15 protein-coding genes are annotated in these 18,444 nt (G+C 59.4%); 2 read left to right on the top strand and 13 right to left on the bottom strand.

All coding sequences use genetic code 11. The annotated features are described in order from the left end of the window. Nucleotides 1-64: 64 nt before the first annotated feature. The 3 genes from AC07FD_RS05225 to AC07FD_RS05235 are packed head-to-tail and all read right to left on the bottom strand — an operon-like array spanning nt 65 to nt 2,822. Nucleotides 65-718 carry a PIG-L deacetylase family protein gene (locus tag AC07FD_RS05225; protein ID WP_478348960.1) on the bottom strand — a complete coding sequence of 218 codons (654 nt, stop codon included), beginning with the start codon at nt 716-718 and terminating at the stop codon, nt 65-67. Beyond that, complete coding sequence (locus tag AC07FD_RS05230) at nt 715-1,530, bottom strand: sugar phosphate nucleotidyltransferase (protein ID WP_478348961.1); 816 nt, start codon at nt 1,528-1,530, stop codon at nt 715-717. The genes AC07FD_RS05225 and AC07FD_RS05230 overlap by 4 nt, the downstream gene beginning before the upstream one ends. Next, complete coding sequence (locus AC07FD_RS05235) at nt 1,527-2,822, bottom strand: methyltransferase domain-containing protein (protein WP_478348962.1); 1,296 nt, start codon at nt 2,820-2,822, stop codon at nt 1,527-1,529. Before AC07FD_RS05235 ends, AC07FD_RS05230 begins: the two co-directional genes overlap by 4 nt. A 349-nt stretch (nt 2,823-3,171) precedes the next feature. On the opposite strand from AC07FD_RS05235, the gene rfbC reads away from it, so the two are divergent. Beyond that, nucleotides 3,172-3,723, top strand: a complete 552-nt coding sequence (gene rfbC, locus AC07FD_RS05240; protein WP_478348963.1) for a dTDP-4-dehydrorhamnose 3,5-epimerase — start codon at nt 3,172-3,174, stop codon at nt 3,721-3,723. Here the strand turns inward: rfbC and AC07FD_RS05245 are convergent. The 5 genes from AC07FD_RS05245 to AC07FD_RS05265 form a co-directional block, all read right to left on the bottom strand. After that, nucleotides 3,718-5,037, bottom strand: coding sequence for a DUF4910 domain-containing protein (locus tag AC07FD_RS05245; protein WP_478348964.1), 1,320 nt, complete (start codon nt 5,035-5,037; stop codon nt 3,718-3,720). The two genes, rfbC and AC07FD_RS05245, sit on opposite strands and share 6 nt — an antisense overlap. A gap of 5 nt (nt 5,038-5,042) precedes the next feature. Then, the gene (locus tag AC07FD_RS05250; protein ID WP_478348965.1) at nt 5,043-6,104 is read right to left on the bottom strand and encodes an NAD-dependent epimerase/dehydratase family protein; all 1,062 of its coding nucleotides are present in this window, start codon (nt 6,102-6,104) and stop codon (nt 5,043-5,045) included. A 224-nt stretch (nt 6,105-6,328) separates the two neighbouring features. Further along, nucleotides 6,329-7,660 (bottom strand): glycoside hydrolase family 140 protein, encoded by a 1,332-nt coding sequence (locus AC07FD_RS05255; protein WP_478348966.1) that lies wholly within the window; start codon nt 7,658-7,660, stop codon nt 6,329-6,331. A 20-nt stretch (nt 7,661-7,680) separates the two neighbouring features. Further along, on the bottom strand, nt 7,681-9,114 hold the full coding sequence (locus AC07FD_RS05260; RefSeq protein WP_478348967.1) for a DUF4214 domain-containing protein: 1,434 nt from the start codon (nt 9,112-9,114) through the stop codon (nt 7,681-7,683). A gap of 163 nt (nt 9,115-9,277) precedes the next feature. Next, nucleotides 9,278-10,345, bottom strand: a complete 1,068-nt coding sequence (locus tag AC07FD_RS05265; RefSeq protein WP_478348968.1) for an acyltransferase family protein — start codon at nt 10,343-10,345, stop codon at nt 9,278-9,280. A 319-nt stretch (nt 10,346-10,664) separates the two neighbouring features. On the opposite strand from AC07FD_RS05265, the gene AC07FD_RS05270 reads away from it, so the two are divergent. After that, nucleotides 10,665-12,122 (top strand): oligosaccharide flippase family protein, encoded by a 1,458-nt coding sequence (locus tag AC07FD_RS05270; protein ID WP_478348969.1) that lies wholly within the window; start codon nt 10,665-10,667, stop codon nt 12,120-12,122. Between the two features lie 60 nt (nt 12,123-12,182). On the opposite strand, the gene AC07FD_RS05275 is transcribed toward AC07FD_RS05270, so the two are convergent. The 5 genes from AC07FD_RS05275 to AC07FD_RS05295 form a co-directional block, all read right to left on the bottom strand. Further along, nucleotides 12,183-13,118: a glycosyltransferase family 8 protein gene (locus AC07FD_RS05275; RefSeq protein ID WP_478348970.1), complete on the bottom strand. Its 936-nt coding sequence runs from the start codon at nt 13,116-13,118 to the stop codon at nt 12,183-12,185. An 80-nt stretch (nt 13,119-13,198) separates the two neighbouring features. Next, nucleotides 13,199-14,176 carry a glycosyltransferase family 2 protein gene (locus AC07FD_RS05280; RefSeq protein WP_478348971.1) on the bottom strand — a complete coding sequence of 326 codons (978 nt, stop codon included), beginning with the start codon at nt 14,174-14,176 and terminating at the stop codon, nt 13,199-13,201. Between the two features lie 125 nt (nt 14,177-14,301). Beyond that, a complete protein-coding gene (locus AC07FD_RS05285) occupies nt 14,302-15,618 on the bottom strand; it encodes a polysaccharide pyruvyl transferase family protein (protein WP_478348972.1) in 1,317 nt (438 codons plus the stop codon). A gap of 280 nt (nt 15,619-15,898) precedes the next feature. Further along, nucleotides 15,899-17,077: a glycosyltransferase gene (locus tag AC07FD_RS05290; RefSeq protein WP_478348973.1), complete on the bottom strand. Its 1,179-nt coding sequence runs from the start codon at nt 17,075-17,077 to the stop codon at nt 15,899-15,901. A 39-nt stretch (nt 17,078-17,116) separates the two neighbouring features. After that, entirely contained in the window at nt 17,117-18,394 is a 1,278-nt protein-coding gene (locus AC07FD_RS05295) for a glycosyltransferase family 4 protein (RefSeq protein ID WP_478348974.1), read from the bottom strand. Nucleotides 18,395-18,444 lie beyond the last annotated feature (50 nt).

An 18,444-nucleotide genomic window follows, 5' to 3' on the forward strand; every position in this document is an offset into this window, starting at 1 on the left:
TTTTCACCCGATTCATTCGGTCATCCACCATTCTCTTCTTGGCGAAAAAATATGGGAAAAGCCGCTAAAAAATCTTGACCTTTCGAAGCGTGAACGCCTCGGCGAAATGCTCGGGTGCCCGGCATTCCATCCCGCGCAACCTGGCAAGGCCGGCGAATGTTTGGCGGTCGAACCAGTCCTTGGAGCGCTGCGTCCCGAAGTGCTCGTGAAGGAGTTCGATTTTGCGTTCCAGCACGTCGGCCGTAAGCGGCACGTAGGCGTTGGGCTGGCAAAGATCACCGTCCCATTTCGGAATCTCGTATTCGAGCACCAGGTGGTCGCGGAAGACGTTCCAGGTCAGTTGGTTGACCTCCCGATGGTCCTGATGGGCGTCGAACCTGGCGTGGGTCAACACCACGTCGGGATTAACCCGCGATCTTAGATCCATCAGCCACTGCTTGATGGATCGACTATGGGTCGGAAAGTAGCTGTCTTCGAAATCGGCGACGTGGACAGTGGACGAGTGCGATCCTTGGAGAAAGGCCTCGGCCGAAGTCGTGGCTTCGGCAGACCGCTGGCCGCCGGCGCTCAACACGCACCAGTCGACATCCAGTTCGACCCCCGACGCGATCAGTCCGAGGATCGTGCCTCCCGCACCGATCTCTATGTCGTCGGAATGGGCACCAAGGCAGAGGATCGAGAGTTTCTCCCCGCGACGTGCGAGGCCAAGTCCCCTCATGATGCAGCCAACACCATGCTGCGCCTGATTTTCTCTGCGGTGACCCTCCTATTCCAGGGCATGTCCCCCTTTTCGACCATGTCTTCGAGCGATTGCCAATCACGCAGCGTGTCCATCGAACGCCAGAACCCGTCGTGCTTGTACGCCATCAGCATGTTGTCATCGATCAATCGCTTGAAAGGTTCGATAACGAGTTCCTCGCCGTCACGCATGTAGTCGAAGATTTCGGGGCGGAACACGAAGTAGCCGCCATTGATCCAGATCTCGGACGTCTCCGTCGTGCGGAACTCGCGTACGCGACCGTCTTCAGCGATGTCGGCCAAATGGTATGTCAGCGGCGCGCGTACGGCGAGGAAGCAGGCGATCTTGCCGCTGGCCTCGAACTTCGCGATCACATCGTCGAGGTCTACATTGGTCAGGCCATCGGAGTAGTTGGCCAGAAACATCTTCTCGTTCTTGACGTGATCCTTCGCAGCCCAGAGGCGTTCTCCGATGTTGCGCCAGATGCCAGTATCGAGCAGGGTGATGCTCCAGTCCTTGACTGTGTCACCCAGCAGCTTCACGTCCTGGCCTCCGTGCGTAACCACGCAATCGGAAAAGGTCTGTGGCCGGGTGTTCAGGAAAAAATCCTTGATGACGTTGGCCTTGTAGCCCAGGCACAGCACGAATTCGTCATGCCCGTAATCGCTGTACCACTGCATGACGTGGCGCAGGATCGGCTGGTGGCCGAGCGGAATCATCGGCTTTGGTATGCTTTCGGAATAGTCGCGGATCCGGGTCCCGCGGCCGCCGCAGAAAAGGACGACTTTCATCTCCGTAACTCCGATAGATCGATCACTGTCACAAAAGGAATTGGCACCACGAATTTCGCGCCCCAGGCGGCGACATGGTGCATCTGCTGAATGATCTCGTCCTTCAGGTTCCACGGAAGGATCAGGATGTAGTCTGGCTTGGCCTGGTCGATCGCGTCGATGGGCTTGATCGGGATGTGCATGCCCGGCGTGAAGCGGCCGTGCTTGTAAGGATTGCGGTCCACCGTGAAGTCGAGGAAGTCGGTGCCGATGGCGCAATAGTTGAGCAGCGTGTTGCCCTTGCCAGGCGCGCCGTAACCGCAAATCGTCTTGCCCTCGTTTTTGACCGAAACCAGGAACGCCAGGAGATCGCGCTTCGCGCGCTGCGCCTTGTAGCCGAAAGAGGCGTAGGTCGTCATTTCCGTAAGCCCATGCCTCTTTTCGCGCTCGAGGAGTTCGGCGACACTGTCATCCGTGGCCCAGCTGCTGCCCTCGTTGGCGAGATAAACACGCAACGAGCCGCCATGGGTGGGCAGTTCCTCGACGTCGATCAACCGCAGCCCGTGGCGGGCCGCCATCAGGTCTATCGTCAGCAGTGAGAAATATGAAAAATGCTCGTGGTAGATGGTGTCGAACTGGTTCTCCATCATCAGCCGCTCGATGTGCGGGAACTCGAGAGTGACCACGCCCTCGGGTTTGAGCAGGATTTTTATTCCCGCGACGAAGTCGTTGAGGTCGGGCACCTGCGCCAGGACGTTGTTGCCGATGATCAGATCGGCGCGGAGTCCTTCGGTCACCATCTGAAGTGCCAGCCGCACCCCGAAGAAGTCGACCCGGGTGGGCACGCCCTTCTCGACCGCAGCGCGCGCAACGTTGGCCGCCGGCTCGATGCCAAGCACGGGAACGCCGAGGGGCAGGAAGTGCTGCAGCAGGTAGCCGTCATTGCTTGCGAGTTCTACCGCGAAGCTGTCGGCGCCAAGCCCAAGTCGCTTCGTGATCGCTTCGCAATAAGCTTTCGAGTGGGCCACCCAACTTGTCGAGAAGGAAGAGAAGTAGGCATACTCGTTGAAAATGGTCTCGGGGCTCACATACTCCTTGAGCTGCACCAGGTAGCAGCGCTCGCAGACCAGGACATTGAGCGGGTAATAGAGTTCCATCTGGTCAAGCTGGTCGGCCTGCAGGAAGCTCTCGCAAGGTGGCGACATGCCCAGGTCGACCAGACTGTGGCGCAGGCGCGATCCGCACAGCCTGCAGCTGACATTGCGGCGTGCCGTGTTCTGGTCGCGAGCAATTTCGACAGCCTGAATATTCATTCCGTACCCCTCTGTCGCCCTGGTTTGAAAAAACGGAGACGCGGTGGCCTGACGATGAACCTGTGCCCGCCGCGCTCCGCAGGGAGTGCATCTTTTCAACGCAGGTTAGGACGGGGCGCCCCGCGAGTTCGATTTGCCAATCCGTTGGGTGCCTTAATCCTTATAGGGAAACGGCGGGGGCAATGACTGCACAAGGACCTCCGAACGGGGTAATGCGGTCGGCCCGGCATACCGCGATCGGAGAAGCCACCTAAGGCTTAGGTAGCTCTTCCAGCCCAGGCAGTCGGTGCCGACAATCCGACCGCGGTGCTAGCCCGGCTAACTGGGCCCGGCTACTGGGGATTTGGGTATGCGGTTTACCGAAACGGAGCTGAAGGGTGTCTGGCTGATCGAGCCGACACCGGTGGTTGACGATCGCGGTTCCTTCACCCGCATATTCTGTGAAAAGGAGATGGCCGATTGCGGGCTGGCGACGCGCTTTGTCCAGCACAGCCGCGCGCATTCGGTCAAAAAGGGAACACTGCGGGGGCTGCATTTCCAGGACGACCCGTACGCCGAGGTGAAGCTCGTCTCCTGTGTCAGCGGCGCGATTTTCGATGTCGTGGTGGATCTGCGCCCGAACTCGCCGACACGCTACAATTGGCTGGGCTTCGAGCTGACGCCCCAGAACATGAGGCAGGTCTACATCCCTGCCGGCTTCGCCCACGGGCTGCAGACCCTTACGGACGATGCCGAGGTCTCGTATCTCATATCGCAATTCTATACGCCCCATGCGTCGACGGGCGTGCGCTACAACGACCCTGCCTTTTCGATAGCCTGGCCGTTGATGCCGACGGCGATGTCGGAAAGGGATAAGGCGTGGCCGTTGCTCAAGCAAAGAACGGCCGCTGGAGCCTTATGAAGCCGCGGCCAGCAGACCGTGATCCGACAGCAATCTCGCGGCGGCGGCCAGCTCCCTGAACGGCAGACCCGAGCGCTCCGCCATCGAGAGAAGCGAATGCTGGCCGTCGGCGAGATTGAGCACCCAAAGCAGGGACATCGAGGTTGCTCCCGAAGACGCCTGCCCGCCCAGGGCGGCGTAGAGGCCGCGCCTGCCGAGTTGTGGTTCGCCCTTGGGACAGAGGTTCAACGGCGTCCAGTCCCCTTCGACGATGTCGATCACGTCCGTCAGGATGCGGAAGGAATCCTCCAGGTACTCCGGCTTGATGAAGTCGAGATCGTCAGCCGAGGTGTGGTATTCGGGGAAGGTGCCGTGGACGCTCCGCTGGAACATGCCGACCGGAAGATTGAAGCCCGGCGAACAATATTGCCTCTCGTCATAGCCGTAGGGGGAGAAATCCATCAACTTTGCCCCGGCTTCACGCCCCAGCACGTGAGCCATGGCGCGATCGATGAAGGCATCGCCGCGACGGCTGCGCTTGTATGCAGGGCGTCCCGCGTCCCCCACGCATGACAGCACCAGACCGTGGTCGATGAGATGTGTCCGGCCCTCGTTGCGAGACAGCCACGCGATCGACCCGATCGTGCCCGGAGCGAACAGGAAGCGGTAGCTGTATCGTGTTTTTCTTGCCTTCATGCTTTTCGCAAGGGTTGCCAGCAGGGCCAGGCCTGAACAGTTGTCGTTGGCCAATGAGGGATGGCAGATGTGTGCCGAAAGAAGGAATTCCCGCTCGGTCTGCCCGCGATGCAGGTATTCGCCGTAAGTGAGGCTGCCGTCCTTGAGCTCGGCATCGATCTCCACCCGGTAGAGACCGTCGGGCATTTTGGCGACACGGTCGTAAGCCACGCAGAAGCCCCATGTCGGGGCGTAGTAGCTGGTGCGGTAGGGGATCAATTGCGGCTGGTCGGGCAGCGTATGGATATGCGACATCAACTCGTTGAGCGGCAGGATCCCCTTGAAGGGTACGCTGTAGTTGACGACGTGCAGGTTGGAGTCGGCAAAATCCACGATCGTTTGCCCGTCCGGGCCAATGATGCTGGCCGAGCGGACGTTCCATTCCTTTGGAACAGTCCAGTCGAACACCTGCGTGCCGGTGGGCACCTCATGCCGGTCCAGGTCGACGTACCCCGACAGGATATCCAGCGTCTGCCGCACACCGTCCCCGGTGATGCTCCTGCAAATCGGAAACAGACGTTCGGCCAAGGCATAGATTTCCTGGCCGGGGTCGGTGGAAGACGGCGGCGCGCCGAGTCCCTCGGGGGTTATGTGTTCCATTCCGGTTAGCTTGCCACTGCCTCCAGCATTCGCGAAGGTTCCGTGACCCGCATCCGCTCGTCCAGAAGCCGGTTGGCCAGAAGATACCGGATATGGCCGATACGCTGGAAGCGCGGTCCTTCGAATTCCTCGAGAGTGACATTGGACTTGCCGTAGGCCTGGTAAAGCTGCTCGGCGCCCTTGCGCGCATCCCACTGCGGCTTGAAGGCAGGAAGGGAGCGCGCGATCTTGCCGAAGTCGACGCGGTAGGACCGCTTATCGGGTCCAGCATCCGACGCGAATTCAAGCCGGCAGCCCGGCACGACTTTGGCGACAATCTCGGCTATGTCGCGGATCCTGTAATTGTGGTCCGTCTGTCCCACATTGAAGGCCTCGTTATGGACGACCTCGCGCGGCGCTTCCAGTCCGGCGATGAACGCCCTGGAAATGTCCTCGATGTGGACGATCGGCCGCCACGGTGTCCCGTCCGACTTCAGGAGGATCACGCCTTTGGTGACGGCCCAGGCGACCAGATTGTTCAGCACGATGTCGAAGCGGAGCCGGGGTGACACGCCGTAGGCGGTGGCGGGCCGGAAATAGGTCGGAGAGAAGCTGCTGTCGGCCAATTCCGAGATATCCCGCTCAGAAAGCACCTTGGACCAGCCGTAGGGCGTGACCGGGTTCAGCTCGCCCGTTTCATCGACCATCCCCTCGCCCGCCTGGCCGTAATTGCTGCACGACGAGGCGAAGAGGAAGCGCGACACGCCGGCCTCCTTGGCCGCCTTCGCGAAACGAACGCTGCCCTTGTGGTTGATCTCGTAGGTGATGTCCGGATCGAGGTCGGACAGCGGGTCGTTGGAAAGAGCCGCCAGGTGGATGACGGCATCGACCCCTTCGAGGTCGCGCGCATGCACGTCCCTGACGTCCTTTTGGATGGACGGAACGGAAGCCTGCTCTCCGCCCGAAGCAAAGGTGCAGCGCCGGTAGAGATCGCTGTCGTAGCCCGTGACCGAATGCCCCGCACGGAGCAGCATAGGCACCATCACCGAGCCGATATAGCCTTGATGGCCGGTTACCATGACTTTCATCGCACACCTTTCCCCAACGGATATGATCGCGCAGAGGCTACTTGGGCTGAAAACAGTGAGGGAGAACGCCAATAGGCGATCAGGATGGCCCGTTGGACGAAGCCTCGCCGCCCGCTACCTCTTTCGGGTGGTGCGCGCCTAATCCTTTCGGCGAGCGTTCCGTCAGAGGTCCGTCGGTGACCGCGCGCAGCTCGTTCACGGCGTTGGCCTTGCTCCATAGGACCCTAAGGCGTGAGTTCCAGAATCCAGTCCGGGTAGCCGCGGCTGTTGAGCTCTGGCGGCTTGAAAGCTGTGCGCTCCGCCTTGAAAGGGGAACCTTCGACATCCGTCAATTCCCCGCTGGTGGGATCGCGCCAGCGGGCGTGGACGATAGTCTCCGAAAGCTGCGCGAGGTCGACGGTGACGGCCTCGTTGCTGGGCATGTAGACGACGGCGTAGGAGCCATCCTTGGCCATCGCGGCGACCGCCCTCCCCATGTCTTTGCTCATGCCATCGACGAGTAATCTGTTCTTGCTGTCGGGTTCGAGCAGCCACCATTTTATCGACGAGATGAAGGCTATAAGCACCTCCATGCTCTTTGCGCCGGGACTGTCGAGGGCCTCCTTCCACTCCATGGTCTGCCGATGGAGGCCGGGCCCCTCGAAATGCCAGATCGGGTTGTTGCCATAGAGATGCCCGAATGCGCCCGAGAGGATCGCCTGGTAAGCCTGGACGCGGATCCGGTACTCGTCGGCATCGTATTCGAATTCGTAGGCAGTCTCGATCAGGAAGAAAGGCATACCCCTGGCGAGATCGTACTCCCTGATCGCTGCCGTATAGACCGGGCCATACGTGAAGACGTTGTTCACCTTCAGCCAGGTTTCCTGATCCCAGAAATCCAGCGGTGCCGTATCGGAATGGCCGTGGAACGTGCTGAGAGCATCGGGGTCCTCGTCCATGATGCCTTTGGCGAGAGCCCTGACCAGATCCTTGTCCGCAGGATTGTAGTCGCCGCCGTTGACCCACATGATGTTATCGAAGCGTCGGTAGCGACGTCCAACAAAATGGCCATAGGCCGCAAGCTCCCCTGCCCCTGCAGCCGCCATTTCCTGATACCAACCGTCACCGCCACCGCCATATCCGAGATATGCCGGGGCGAGCAGCACCAGGAAACCAAGATCGCAAGCCCTCTGCAGGATGCGATCGGCATGGGCGAAATATGCCTCGTTCGGAACAACGAAATCTTCGTTGTCGGCGAATGGTCTGTCACCATACGCGTTTGCAGGCGAGTTGCGGGAAAATCGGTGCTCTATCAGGTTGACCAGCACGGTGTTGAACCCGCGAGCCTTGCGGTCCTCAAGGTAGAGGTAAGCGTCCTCGTCCGTCAGGTCGCCGATCAGCGACCAGGGCGAGTCTCCGTGCATGAAGAACGGATGGCCTTCCCTGTCGACCGGGTAGTTTTTTCCGGATTCGATCCGAAGCGGGAACTTTGTCCCGCCATAGCGCTCACAGGCCAAGCTTCCGGTCGCCATGGCCGCCAAAACGGCGCCGGCCATCAGAACAGATGCGAGGCGCACTGCCTTGACGCTCCTCTTGCTCACCCGGGGGGCGGCGCTGCGGACACTTCGCGGGTGGCAGCGTGCTGGGATTTGAACTCCGATGAGTCGATGATGCCGAAGGCCAAGTCCTCGCGTGTCATGGTCCCCGAGCGCAACTGCCGGGAATAGGTATCTACCCCATAATCGTCAGCGGGACGGTTGAGAAACAGCATGTAAAGGAAACCGATGTAGGCGCGGTCCGTAAGGCCGATCGTAGCATAGCTGATCTGGAACTCATCCGAGCGCATCAGTTCCACGGCCATTCCAGCGACCGTCCTGTCGCCGCTTTCAAGAGCTGCCGACCACTGATCCACGCTGGCGGTGTCGCCCTCATGCCCCAGCACGAGGCAGTAGGCGAAGCTCGCCTGCCTCACATATTCGGACTTATTCGCGGCCGTCGTCTCTAGGTCGCACTCCCGATGTGGCTTGGGCTGCGGCTGCGGGCCGCGGGTGAAGTCACGTACCGTCTTGTAAGCGGGCTTCGGCTCGCCGGCCCTCCATTTGCCATCGGATGCAGCGGTCAGCCTCACCAGCCCCATATTGGCTTCGAAGCCAGAGCCCCAGTAGGTCTCATCGAACAGTTCGTAGATTTGCGCGGCCTCGACCTTGTACTTCTCATTGAGTTCGCGAAGCCGCGTCATCGTCTGCTTGATGCCATCGGCCTGCTGCCGCTCGCTGCGCTGACTTCCATTGGGATTGTTGAATTCGGTGACCCAGATCGGCTTGCCGTATGCCGAGATTTCGCGGAAAGCCCATTCCGGGTCGTCGCCATACATGTGCCAGACCGAGATGTCCCAAGCGATCCCGTCTTGCTTCATCCGCGCGAACGCGCCGGTGTGGCCCCATCCGGCGGTTCCAATCGCCTTCCTGATGCCCGGATCAACCTCTGTCATTCCGTCGGAAAGACCTTTGAGGACGGCGCTCACCTTCATCCAGCGCGGGCCGAAATAGTCGAGCGCTCCCCTTCCTCCTGCAGGTCCCCATCCACATGGATATTGCGAGCCGTCATCGCGTTTCTCACAGGGCTTGATGATGGCGTAATTCTCCATTTCGTTGCCAAGTTCCCAAACGCGGATGTCGTTCTTGAACCTGGTGCCAAGGGCGATCGCCAGTTTCCGGGTCTTGCCGTAGAGCTCTTCCGGGGTATCCTTGTCCAAGTCGATGCCCGCGGGGGTGATCAACGGCAGGATCTCGATCCCTCTCGCCTTTCCGGCGTCGACAAGGGCGGCAAGCATATCTGCGTTGTCTTCGCCGGTTATGTTGACCCTGTATGATTTCAGGCCGAGATTCTTGACATAGTCGAGCTGCAACTCAACCGGGATGCCCGGATAGGCGGTTATCGGATGGCCGTTGATGCCCCAGAGGACATCTGCGGAAGCAGGCGCAACGGCCACCAGCAGGCAGGCCGCAGCGGTTGCGAAACGAAAGGACATGGCAATAGCCTCTTCTGCCCGATTTCAAATTCAGCCTGGATTGTCGAGCATGTGATCCTGGGAAGCAATTTGCTCATACGGGTGAACGGAGTGCTCGCACTACCCCTTTCGGAGACTGCTCCTTAGTCGGCCCCCGCGTCGTCATGGGCAGCCGCCGGTTGGATTACCTTGGTAACCTGCCAGCCTCCAGCGGCGGCGGCCTCCGTTGAAGTATTGTGACCTTCCGTAGCAGCTCCAGAATTGGCTTTTCCACAAAGAGATGCGTCAGAACCCCGGCAATAAGACACAAGCATATGATCAAAACAGCGACGGGAGCCTGTGATATTCCCCCAACGAATGTCGCCTTGATAAGCCAACCATAGCCCAGCATGACAAAGATGTGGGTTAGATAAATGGCATAAGATGCATCTCCAAGCAGGATCGCTGCCCGGCCGGCCTTCGATCGCGGTCGCTTGGTCTTGAGGAAGGCCCCCACTATCAAAGTTGCTGGAAGCCCCCATGCGATGACACGCAATATGGCTGTATCGCCGGGATGGCTGACGAAAATTGGAGAAACAATTATCAAAAGAAACCCGAGCGCGCCGAGAGCCGCCGGATATTCCCATTTACTTCTTGAAGTAAACAATAGCGCCAGGGCGATACCGAAGCAAAACTCGAGCACGATAGGACTAGAGATAAAATCAGAAAAACTCGAATCCTGAACCCATCGCCCCAGCATAATCCCGCATATCATAAGTAAAATTGTCAAGACGGACGTCTGTATAATTTTCCCAAAAAATAGACATATCGCGAAAACAATATAAAAATACATCTCATATGAAAGCGTCCATGCAACGAATATTAATTTGTCTCCTGGAAGCAAAAATATTGAATCAACTATTGAAAGCGCATCGATGTTTTTGTTCTTCAAAAACCCAACAAGCGATATTGCCAGTATCCCAGCGCTGCAGATCCAGTACAGCGGAAATATCCTTCTCGCCCGCTTGATCATGAAGCGCCCAGGCGTATCCGCAGCCCGACCAGGCGGAAAGCTCACATACACCATGATGAAACCGCTGATTACGAAGAAAAGATCCACTCCTGCCGCACCGAATGTCGTCATCCAGACCGGGCTGAACCGCCCAGCTTCCGATCCATCGGACATGTCTAGGGTGTGGCGAATGACGACGCCCGAGGCTGCGATCGCACGGAGTATCTGCAGTCCATACAGTTCGCGATCCTGCCGGTCCATCCCATCCCGTCCTGTGAGAAAAGGGGTCACTGAACCTACGTCCAACCTGACTTAATACAAGGCATCCCTCCGACGTGGCCCTCCTACGTCCGACGAATGATCCCTGCTTGCTCGTTCGGCAAATATTCCGCCAACCGACCGCCCCGACGACTTCAGCAGCTGGCGAGCCGGCTCAGGCGCAGACGGAGCACTTGGGTTTGCGCTACCGCTTTAGGCGGCTGTATTCCTCGCCTATTGGACGCCATGACTTTCAACTGGGTTTGTCCGACTATCCCTCGGGACGCAGGCGGCGGGTCGCCTCGGTCGGGAAGGTACACGCATGCTTTCGGTGAAACGCGCACTCCTGATGAGCGTGGGCGAACGCTACGTGCTGCTCGTGACGAATTTTGCCACAGCAGCTTTGATTTCCCGGATACTGACGCCCAAGGAGATCGGGGTGTCGGTGATCGCCATGGCCATCATGGCGATGGCCCTGTCCCTAAGGGAGTTCTCCAGTGCGAGCTTCCTCATCCAGCGCGAGGAACTCAGCCGTGAAGATATCCGCGGCGCCTCTACTGTAATGTTCATCCTCACCGGGGTCATCGCCGTCGCTCTCGTCGTCGTTTCCCCTCTTCTGGCCTCGTTCTACAGCGAGCCGACCCTCATCCCCTACTTCAGGGTTGTCGCGGCCTGTCTCTTTCTCGACACCTCTTTGACGCTGATAACCGCTCTGCTGCGGAGGGAAATGTCCTTCGGCAAGGTTGCGGCCATCGACATAGTGGCAGCGGTGACGAATTCCGCAGCAACGATCATTCTGGCACTGGCGGGCTTCAGCTACATGAGTTTTGTCTGGGCGTGGTTGATCGGCAGCGGTCTTGCCGCAGGCCTCGCCTTCGCCCTATGGCCCCATTTCTGGATGTTCAAACCGTCCCTCGCCAACTGGCGAGGAATGGTTTTGTTCGGCGGATACAACGGCGCCATCGCCATTCTTTTCCGCATCTTTGACGCGCTGCCCCTACTCCTGCTCGGCCGCTTCATATCGCCGAATGCTGCAGCCTTGTTCAGCAGGACGCTCTGGATCGGCCAGATACCCGACAAGCTGGTTATCGGAGGTGCCATGGCGGTCGTGCTGCCCGCCTTCTCGGCCGAGGTCAGGCAAGGCAGGGATTTGAAACGTCCCTATCTATCCGCCCTTTCCCTCATCACCGCGCTCCACTGGCCGGCGCTCCTCGTGCTGTCGGTTTTGGCGTACCCGACCGTGAACATCGTGCTCGGCCACCAGTGGACCGAGGTCGCACCGCTCGTGCAAATCGTCGCAATCGCGTTGCTGTTCTCCTTCAGTTTCGAACTCAATTACCCCGTAATGGTTGCGATGGGGGCGATCCGCGACTTGTACATCCGCGCGCTGATCGCCTTCCCAATTTCGGGCATTCTCCTCTCCGCAGCCATTGTCTTCGGCGGATTGCAGGCGGCCGCCTGGTGCATGCTAATGACTGTTCCCTTCCAGGCATATATTGCCCTGAGCTTCGTCCGGCGCAGCCTGGGACTTGGACGCATGGAGATCGCCGCAGCGCTAAGCAAAAGTGCTGTCGTTGCCTTCGCGAGCGCGGTCCCTCCCCTCGCAGCCGTGGGGATTTCCGGTTCCGGCTTCGAGCTCTCCAATATGGAAGCCATTGCGGCGGGCCTGTTGGCGTTCGGGGGATGGTCGGCTGGATTGATCATCACCCGGCATCCCCTGCTCGATGAGATCATCAAGATTTTCCCGGGACTCCGGCGAGCACGGGTTTCGGTAGGTTGATACCGAAACTTATCCGAGATCCCGCGCCATCAACTCGCGGCAAGTCGACGGGAGGACTGCTCAGATGGAGGGCCCCGGGAGCTGTCCAATGAGCCTCGAAATTCTGATCCGATACGCTCTCCTGCGCAATCTGTTGACCTTGTAGGTTAACCCCAGATACGCAGGAGGAATATTCAGACCGAGTTCCCCGCAGTTGCAAGATATGCGGCCGAGTATAGACCGTTCCTGGCTGTCGATGCGATGTGCCACCGCCGGCAGGAACTTCTCCGGCCCCGTATAGTGGCGGATCAACGCCCGATCCCAATAGCTGGTCTGGAATGCCGACTTCTGCACGTTGAATTCCACGGGAAGCGTCTCCCATGCACCTTGGGCGGCGATGTTGAAGGCGCATTGGTCGATATGGGTGCATGAGCCGTCCCAATAGGGACAGAAGTACGCGTGCGACTTTAGAGCGGAAGAGAACCGTTCAGGAATTCCCGACCCAATCCATCGAGACACATCGATAGCCATAAAGCCGGAATTGAAGTAACGCCGTTCGAGGCCATGCTTGTCGCAATTCTCAAAGAATGCGCGGTTGTCGAGACCTGTGCAGATGGAAAGGTCGGGCACGGCGGCGAGAGGTCGCGTCGTCGGGGCGACAGCTGCCAGGTCAAGAGGCCGCACGGTCAGCGTATCATTGTCGAGATAACAGACGACATCGTGATCGCCCGAAACGGCGGCGATCGCTGCGGTTTTTTCATAGGCAGTCGATGTTATGTGGCCATGACCGGGTAAACCCCGATCAACCTTCGCAAGGCTGTGGGTCGCCAGCCGATGACCCTTCGCCTGGAGGATCCTGAGCACCGTCGGCGGGGGGGCCGAGTTGAACCCCGATTGGACGATGTGGATGTCTATCCCCCGTGCATGATTTAGTCCCAACGCCACCGCGCTGGTATAAGTCAGGTCATCACGCTTGCCGTCGGTCAGGTAAACGACCCCGATGCGCTTTTCGGTCATGCGTTATCCTCTACGCGGTCGGCATCCGATCCGAGGCTGAACCCTCGTGATGGCAGCCACATGGCCGGTCACATCGTTTCTCAATGCCGGCTCCAGGCCTCCGCCAGGCGCGTGCGGATGTGGCCTAGCGGATTGGGCAAATGGGCCAGATAGTCTACAGGCGGAATGTAGGCCAAGCTTGGCGAGAGCTGAGCCGCAAATTTAAGCAGATCAAGGCCAGCCGCTCGCTCACCGCGCGCGATGTGTGAAAGGCCGGACCAGTATGCACGCTTTCCGAGGTTTCGGTAAACGCCCCTGCGCAACCGTTCCACCCCGGGCACGGAGGCTGCCTCGTGCGAGAAAAAACTATCGAAGGTGAGTTTCTTCTCGATCATGTCCCGCTTGAAGTCCTGCCAGAATATGGCGGATAGATTCGCGCCGTGCACGCGACGTATTCCGTGAATCGCCTTTGTTAGCGCCGCTCTCCGGCCCAGTGAGAGCCGCAAGAACATTTCCAAGTCCTCGCTGAACGATATCTCCGGCCTGAAATGGCCAACCCGTTTGAGGTCGGCGGTTCTCATCACCGCTGCGCCGCCTCCAAATAACACTTTGCTGGGAAGCGACCGTTCCAGGGCGAACGATTCCATGGACAGAAATCGCCAGTCATGTGCGTCTGAGTTCTCCACTGCCGGGAAGGGCCGGTCCTCATGCCAAACCAGTTCGCCTCCACACGCAAAGGAAACATCGGGTTCTCGCTCAAGAACCGACAGGGCACGGTTAAAACAACCCTCGACGATCAGATCGTCGGCACAAAGTATCACAAAATACTTCGACACGGCCCAATCGATGCCCTCATTGCAGGATGCGTGCAACCCTAGATTTTTTTCCCGTGCGATAACCGTTATCCGCCTGTCATGGCTTGCCAGCTCATTTGCAACATCGACACTGTCGTCGGTTGACGCATTGTCAACGATCAGAATCCTGATGTCTTCTACTTGCTGGCGCACGATGCTCTGGACGGACTGAGGCAAGTAGCGCCCGTAGCAGTAATTTGGAATCACAACGTCGATTAGTGGCATTGATCAACCTTCACGAATTTGTTGGACGTGGGAGCATCTGCTCATCTGTCTCACCAAGACGGCGATCCGACCTTCGGTGTCGCTTTGACGGATTCTTGCGTCGTCCATGCCCGCCGCTCTCAGATTCACGACAAGATCGGACGAGACAACGCATGGGCGAAAACTTGTGTTCGAAGAAGAACCTCCTGGTCCAAAAGTTGTTGCCGGTATCGCGAAACCGTTTCGCGAACTTCCTGCGATCGCAATTCCCGCTCGGCAAGGAGTGCGTCCAGCCGCGACTCCAGCCACTCGACGCTGAAGGTTTCGACGCTGGTGCAAAAGGCCGATAGACCGGTGTCGGCAGCAAGTGCGTCGTGCTTTTCGAGGTATCCGAGAGATATGACAGGGAGCCCGACCCGCAGGGCACAAACAACGTTGTGAAATCGGGTGGCGACCACGACGTCGGTAGTCTGCATTTGCGCCATGACGTCGTGGAGCGATGCAGACCGACTGAAAACGACCCGGGCCAAATCAGCCTCGGACAGCCGGCCGCGGAGTCGCTCGATGACATCGACCACCGCAACCTCGTCATTGTCCTGGCCCAGGATAAGTCGAATGGCGAAGCCTCGTGTCACAGAGCGTGCGACAAACTCCGCGAGCTTGGTAATGTACGTCTCATAAATCGAGTCATCTCCACCCGTGCGACCGCGGTAGTTCATCACGCCCACGCCAACAACAGTGGTCTCAGAGACCTCACGCTCGGCGGTCAGGATTGGTAGTCCGAACGCAAGATCGGGAAAAACCCGGTCGTTCGCAACATCGACCCCGAGGCTCCCGACGAATTCGCGTGAAATCCTATCGCGAAACGAACGATATGACGCGCAGCGGGCAGCCCAGGCGAAGAACACGCGACTGAGGGGGTGGTAAGCAGGCCCGGCCCCGATGCTCGCAAATGCGACGACACAGCCCCTTAGCCGCGCCATCAGCAACCACTTAAGGAAAACGTAGGGCATTCCAAACGGAGTGTCGCCAAAATCATCGAACGCGCCAGTTCCGGGCAGTATGACAGCATCAAAGCCACGAAGTTTGAGGAAGGCGCGGATCGGCCCCCACATCTTGTAGGGCACTCGACCAAGCATGCGGTTCGCCAAGTCGAGCCAACGCGACTTGATAGCCGACCGCGTCAATCTGATGGTCTCCACGCCGAAGGCTTGCTCGACGGATTCGGGCCATGTGCAAATCACGGAAAGTTCGGCCTCGGGGCAAATCCGCCTGAGCGTGTCGATCATTGCCTTGAGTGAGCCGTCATTGCCGAAGTTGCCGACGCCAAACTGCCCGATCAAGCCAATCCGAATTCGCTTGGTGCTTGGCACTGCATGCGCGTGGTCGTAGCCATTGATCCATCGATGCGATCGGAGCTGAGGCTCAAGCACGGTTTCAGTTTGCGTTTTTTGGGACTGCATAAGAACCCGTAGCTTTCAAGTGAGTGAGTGAGTGCAGTGCACTATAGAACCACCTGTCCGTTTCTTCGCCTCAACCTATGGGCTGAACAACACCTCTTTTTGGGTGTGTCAGCGCCTGCGGGTGGCCGGGCGTCCAGCAATCGAAGCCTTGTCCGGCGGCGCACCTCATGAGGCTGATCTGCGCCCAAAAGCCGGTTGACCCGACCGCTGCGGGATACCATCGCCGCAAAAATCCGTCAGCTGTGCGAGCGCATGCAAGGTAACGGGCTAGCCGGGCATTTCAGCCAATGGGCTTTGTTGCCTGCAGGTTGCGCAAACCTGCACGTCTGGCTGCGTCTGCGACCAGCAAATCCCTCCATTGTTGGAGAAACCGATCCTTGGTTGCAGCTGACGCCGCGTTGCGCAGCGAGCGGCTTGTTTCCGCCTTCTCCGCAGGGCTTCGGGAAAGCGCTTTTCGCATCGCGTCTGCGATCGCCGCCGGATCGTTCGGCGGCACCTGCAAGCATTGGCCTCCCACCGCCTCCACGAGCGCACTGTCCGCGGACACTATCGGCAACAATCCCATGTAAGCCGCCTCCAGTGCCGGCATCCCGAAACCCTCGAGAAGGCTCGGCAGCACGAATGCCTCGGCGTTTGCATAGAGCCAGCGCAGCTGTGCATCGGGCACGTAGCCCATGAGCCTTACTCCGGCGATGGATCCCGCCAGTTCCGCGGTCTCTGCATGACCATCGCCACGCGACCCACACAAGACGTATTCTATTCCCTCACGATGGAATCCACCGTCCCGATACGCCTTCAGGGCGGCGATCTGGTTCTTGCGGGTTTCGAACGCGCCCACGGTAAGAAAATACCGACTGCTCAAGCCGGAGATTGCTTCCGCAGGGCCGTCAAACAGTTCGGTGCGCAGATACAGCGGGATTGTCGTCAGGAACCGGAAACCAGAGCCAAAAAGAGATTTGAATTGCTTCGAAGAGAAATTGCTGACGAAGACGACCCCCGGCTTGATGCGCCGGATCTTCTCGTAAGCGAGGTGGTAGTTGGCGCAAGTCCGTTCGCTGTAGAGTTCTTTGTGCGTCAGCGGACCGACATCGTGGCACAGGACGATATCCTTCTCGGTCAGGCGTGACCTCAGGACGTAGAGCGGATCCAGAAACAGCCGGAAGCCACGCTCTTCGACGCCGTCACGGATCAGGAGAAACTCGCTATCGCGGAGCCAGTTGATTTCCAGCATCATCAGCCGGGCGACTATCTTGCGGGCAAGACCCTCGGGCGCAAAGGAACCGAGCCGCCAGTAGCGGACCCTGGCCTGGCCCGGGACAAATTCCCCGGTGAGGTCCTTGGCAATGTGGTAGGCGCCAGTCCTGTTCAGGATCGACAGGGAGTTGTCGAAAAGAAGCAAGCTGGCGGATGCCTGTCTGCTCGCGGCGCGTAGGTCGTGCGGGTCGGGCCGCTCGTTCATCGTGCTCTCCTGGAGATCAATCCTTGTACTGGCTGCCGGTCAACTGCCGTACTCCCCGAAATCGGCGTCGACCTGAACCATCAGTTCGAGGTATTTCCATGCTATCCACCGCCAGGAATAACTGCTCGCCCTCGCGTGCCCCTTGGTGACCAGCCGTTGCCGCAAGTCCGGGGAAAGCATCAGCAGGCGGATGGCTTCGGCCCATGACTGGACGTCGTCGGGATCGGCATAGAGGGCCGAATCCCCGCAGATTTCGGGAAGACACGGCGAGGTCGAGGCCACGACCGGGCAGCCCGAAGCCATCGCCTCGACAGCGGGCAGCCCGAAGCCCTCGATTCGTGACGGGAACAGGAAGCACAGGGCGCCTTCGAGCGCCTTCTTGAAGTCGTCATCCCCTATGCGGCCAGGGAGGACGATGTTTCCGGGCATTTCCGGGACGTACCTCAGGACCGTGGTCTCGTCGACATCGCCTGGCATCCAGAGGTCGAGACCCATCCCGTCGAGGAGTGGGGCCAGCCTGGCGAGCAGCCCCATGTTCTTGTATTCCTGGTCCCGCCTGCCAAGGCAAAGGACATACGGCCTGCCCCGGTCGACGACCAGAGACGATCTCGCTGCATCCCATCTCTTCGCATGGTCGCTGCCGTTGTAGGTGACGACGATGTTTTGCTGTGGCGCGATCCCGAAATCGACCAGGTGGCTGCGCGAGAGTTGCGAGACCGTGGTGATGCGGGCGGCCCGCCTGCCGAGTGCCGGCAGGATCAGGCGGTGCGCCCACCGGAACCCCCGCGCGTAGCTCGACGGCATGAGCCTGGTGTGCATGTCGTGGATGCACGCGATCTGGCGCCTCAGCACGACTGGAGCGAGGTTGCAGAAGCTCAGCAATCCTCCGGGCACATGCCAGGGCAACTGCGCCTGCACCCAGAATTGGGGAAGTCGCGGCCTGTTGAATTCGGGAACGACACGCACGGAGATGGCATCGAGGCTGAGAGGTTCGGAAAGCGGGCGCGGCACCACGAGATCGATTTCCAGGTCGCGACCGAGGGGATGCCCTTCCGAAATGAGGGCGTCGAGAGCCAAGGTGACCTCGCGGGCGTAACGGGCCACTCCAGTCGGCCGAAGCGTCGTGAAGTCTCCGTTTATCGTCCAGCGTCGTCTCGGCGCTTCCGGGTCGACGCACACCCCAGCCGAATGCCCGATCAGGAATTCGGCGCCGTCGGCAGCAGATCTGGCCAGGGGTGTGTCGGCTCGGTGTCCATTCACCTGTCTGGCCCGTCTTGGTGGCGGCGACTCCGTCGTGTCGAACTCGAGTTTGCCCATGTCCCCCTTCCCCGGTCCTTCCCGCACCTTGGGCCAGACTAGCATCCCCA

Source organism: Mesorhizobium waitakense, from assembly GCF_056431085.1.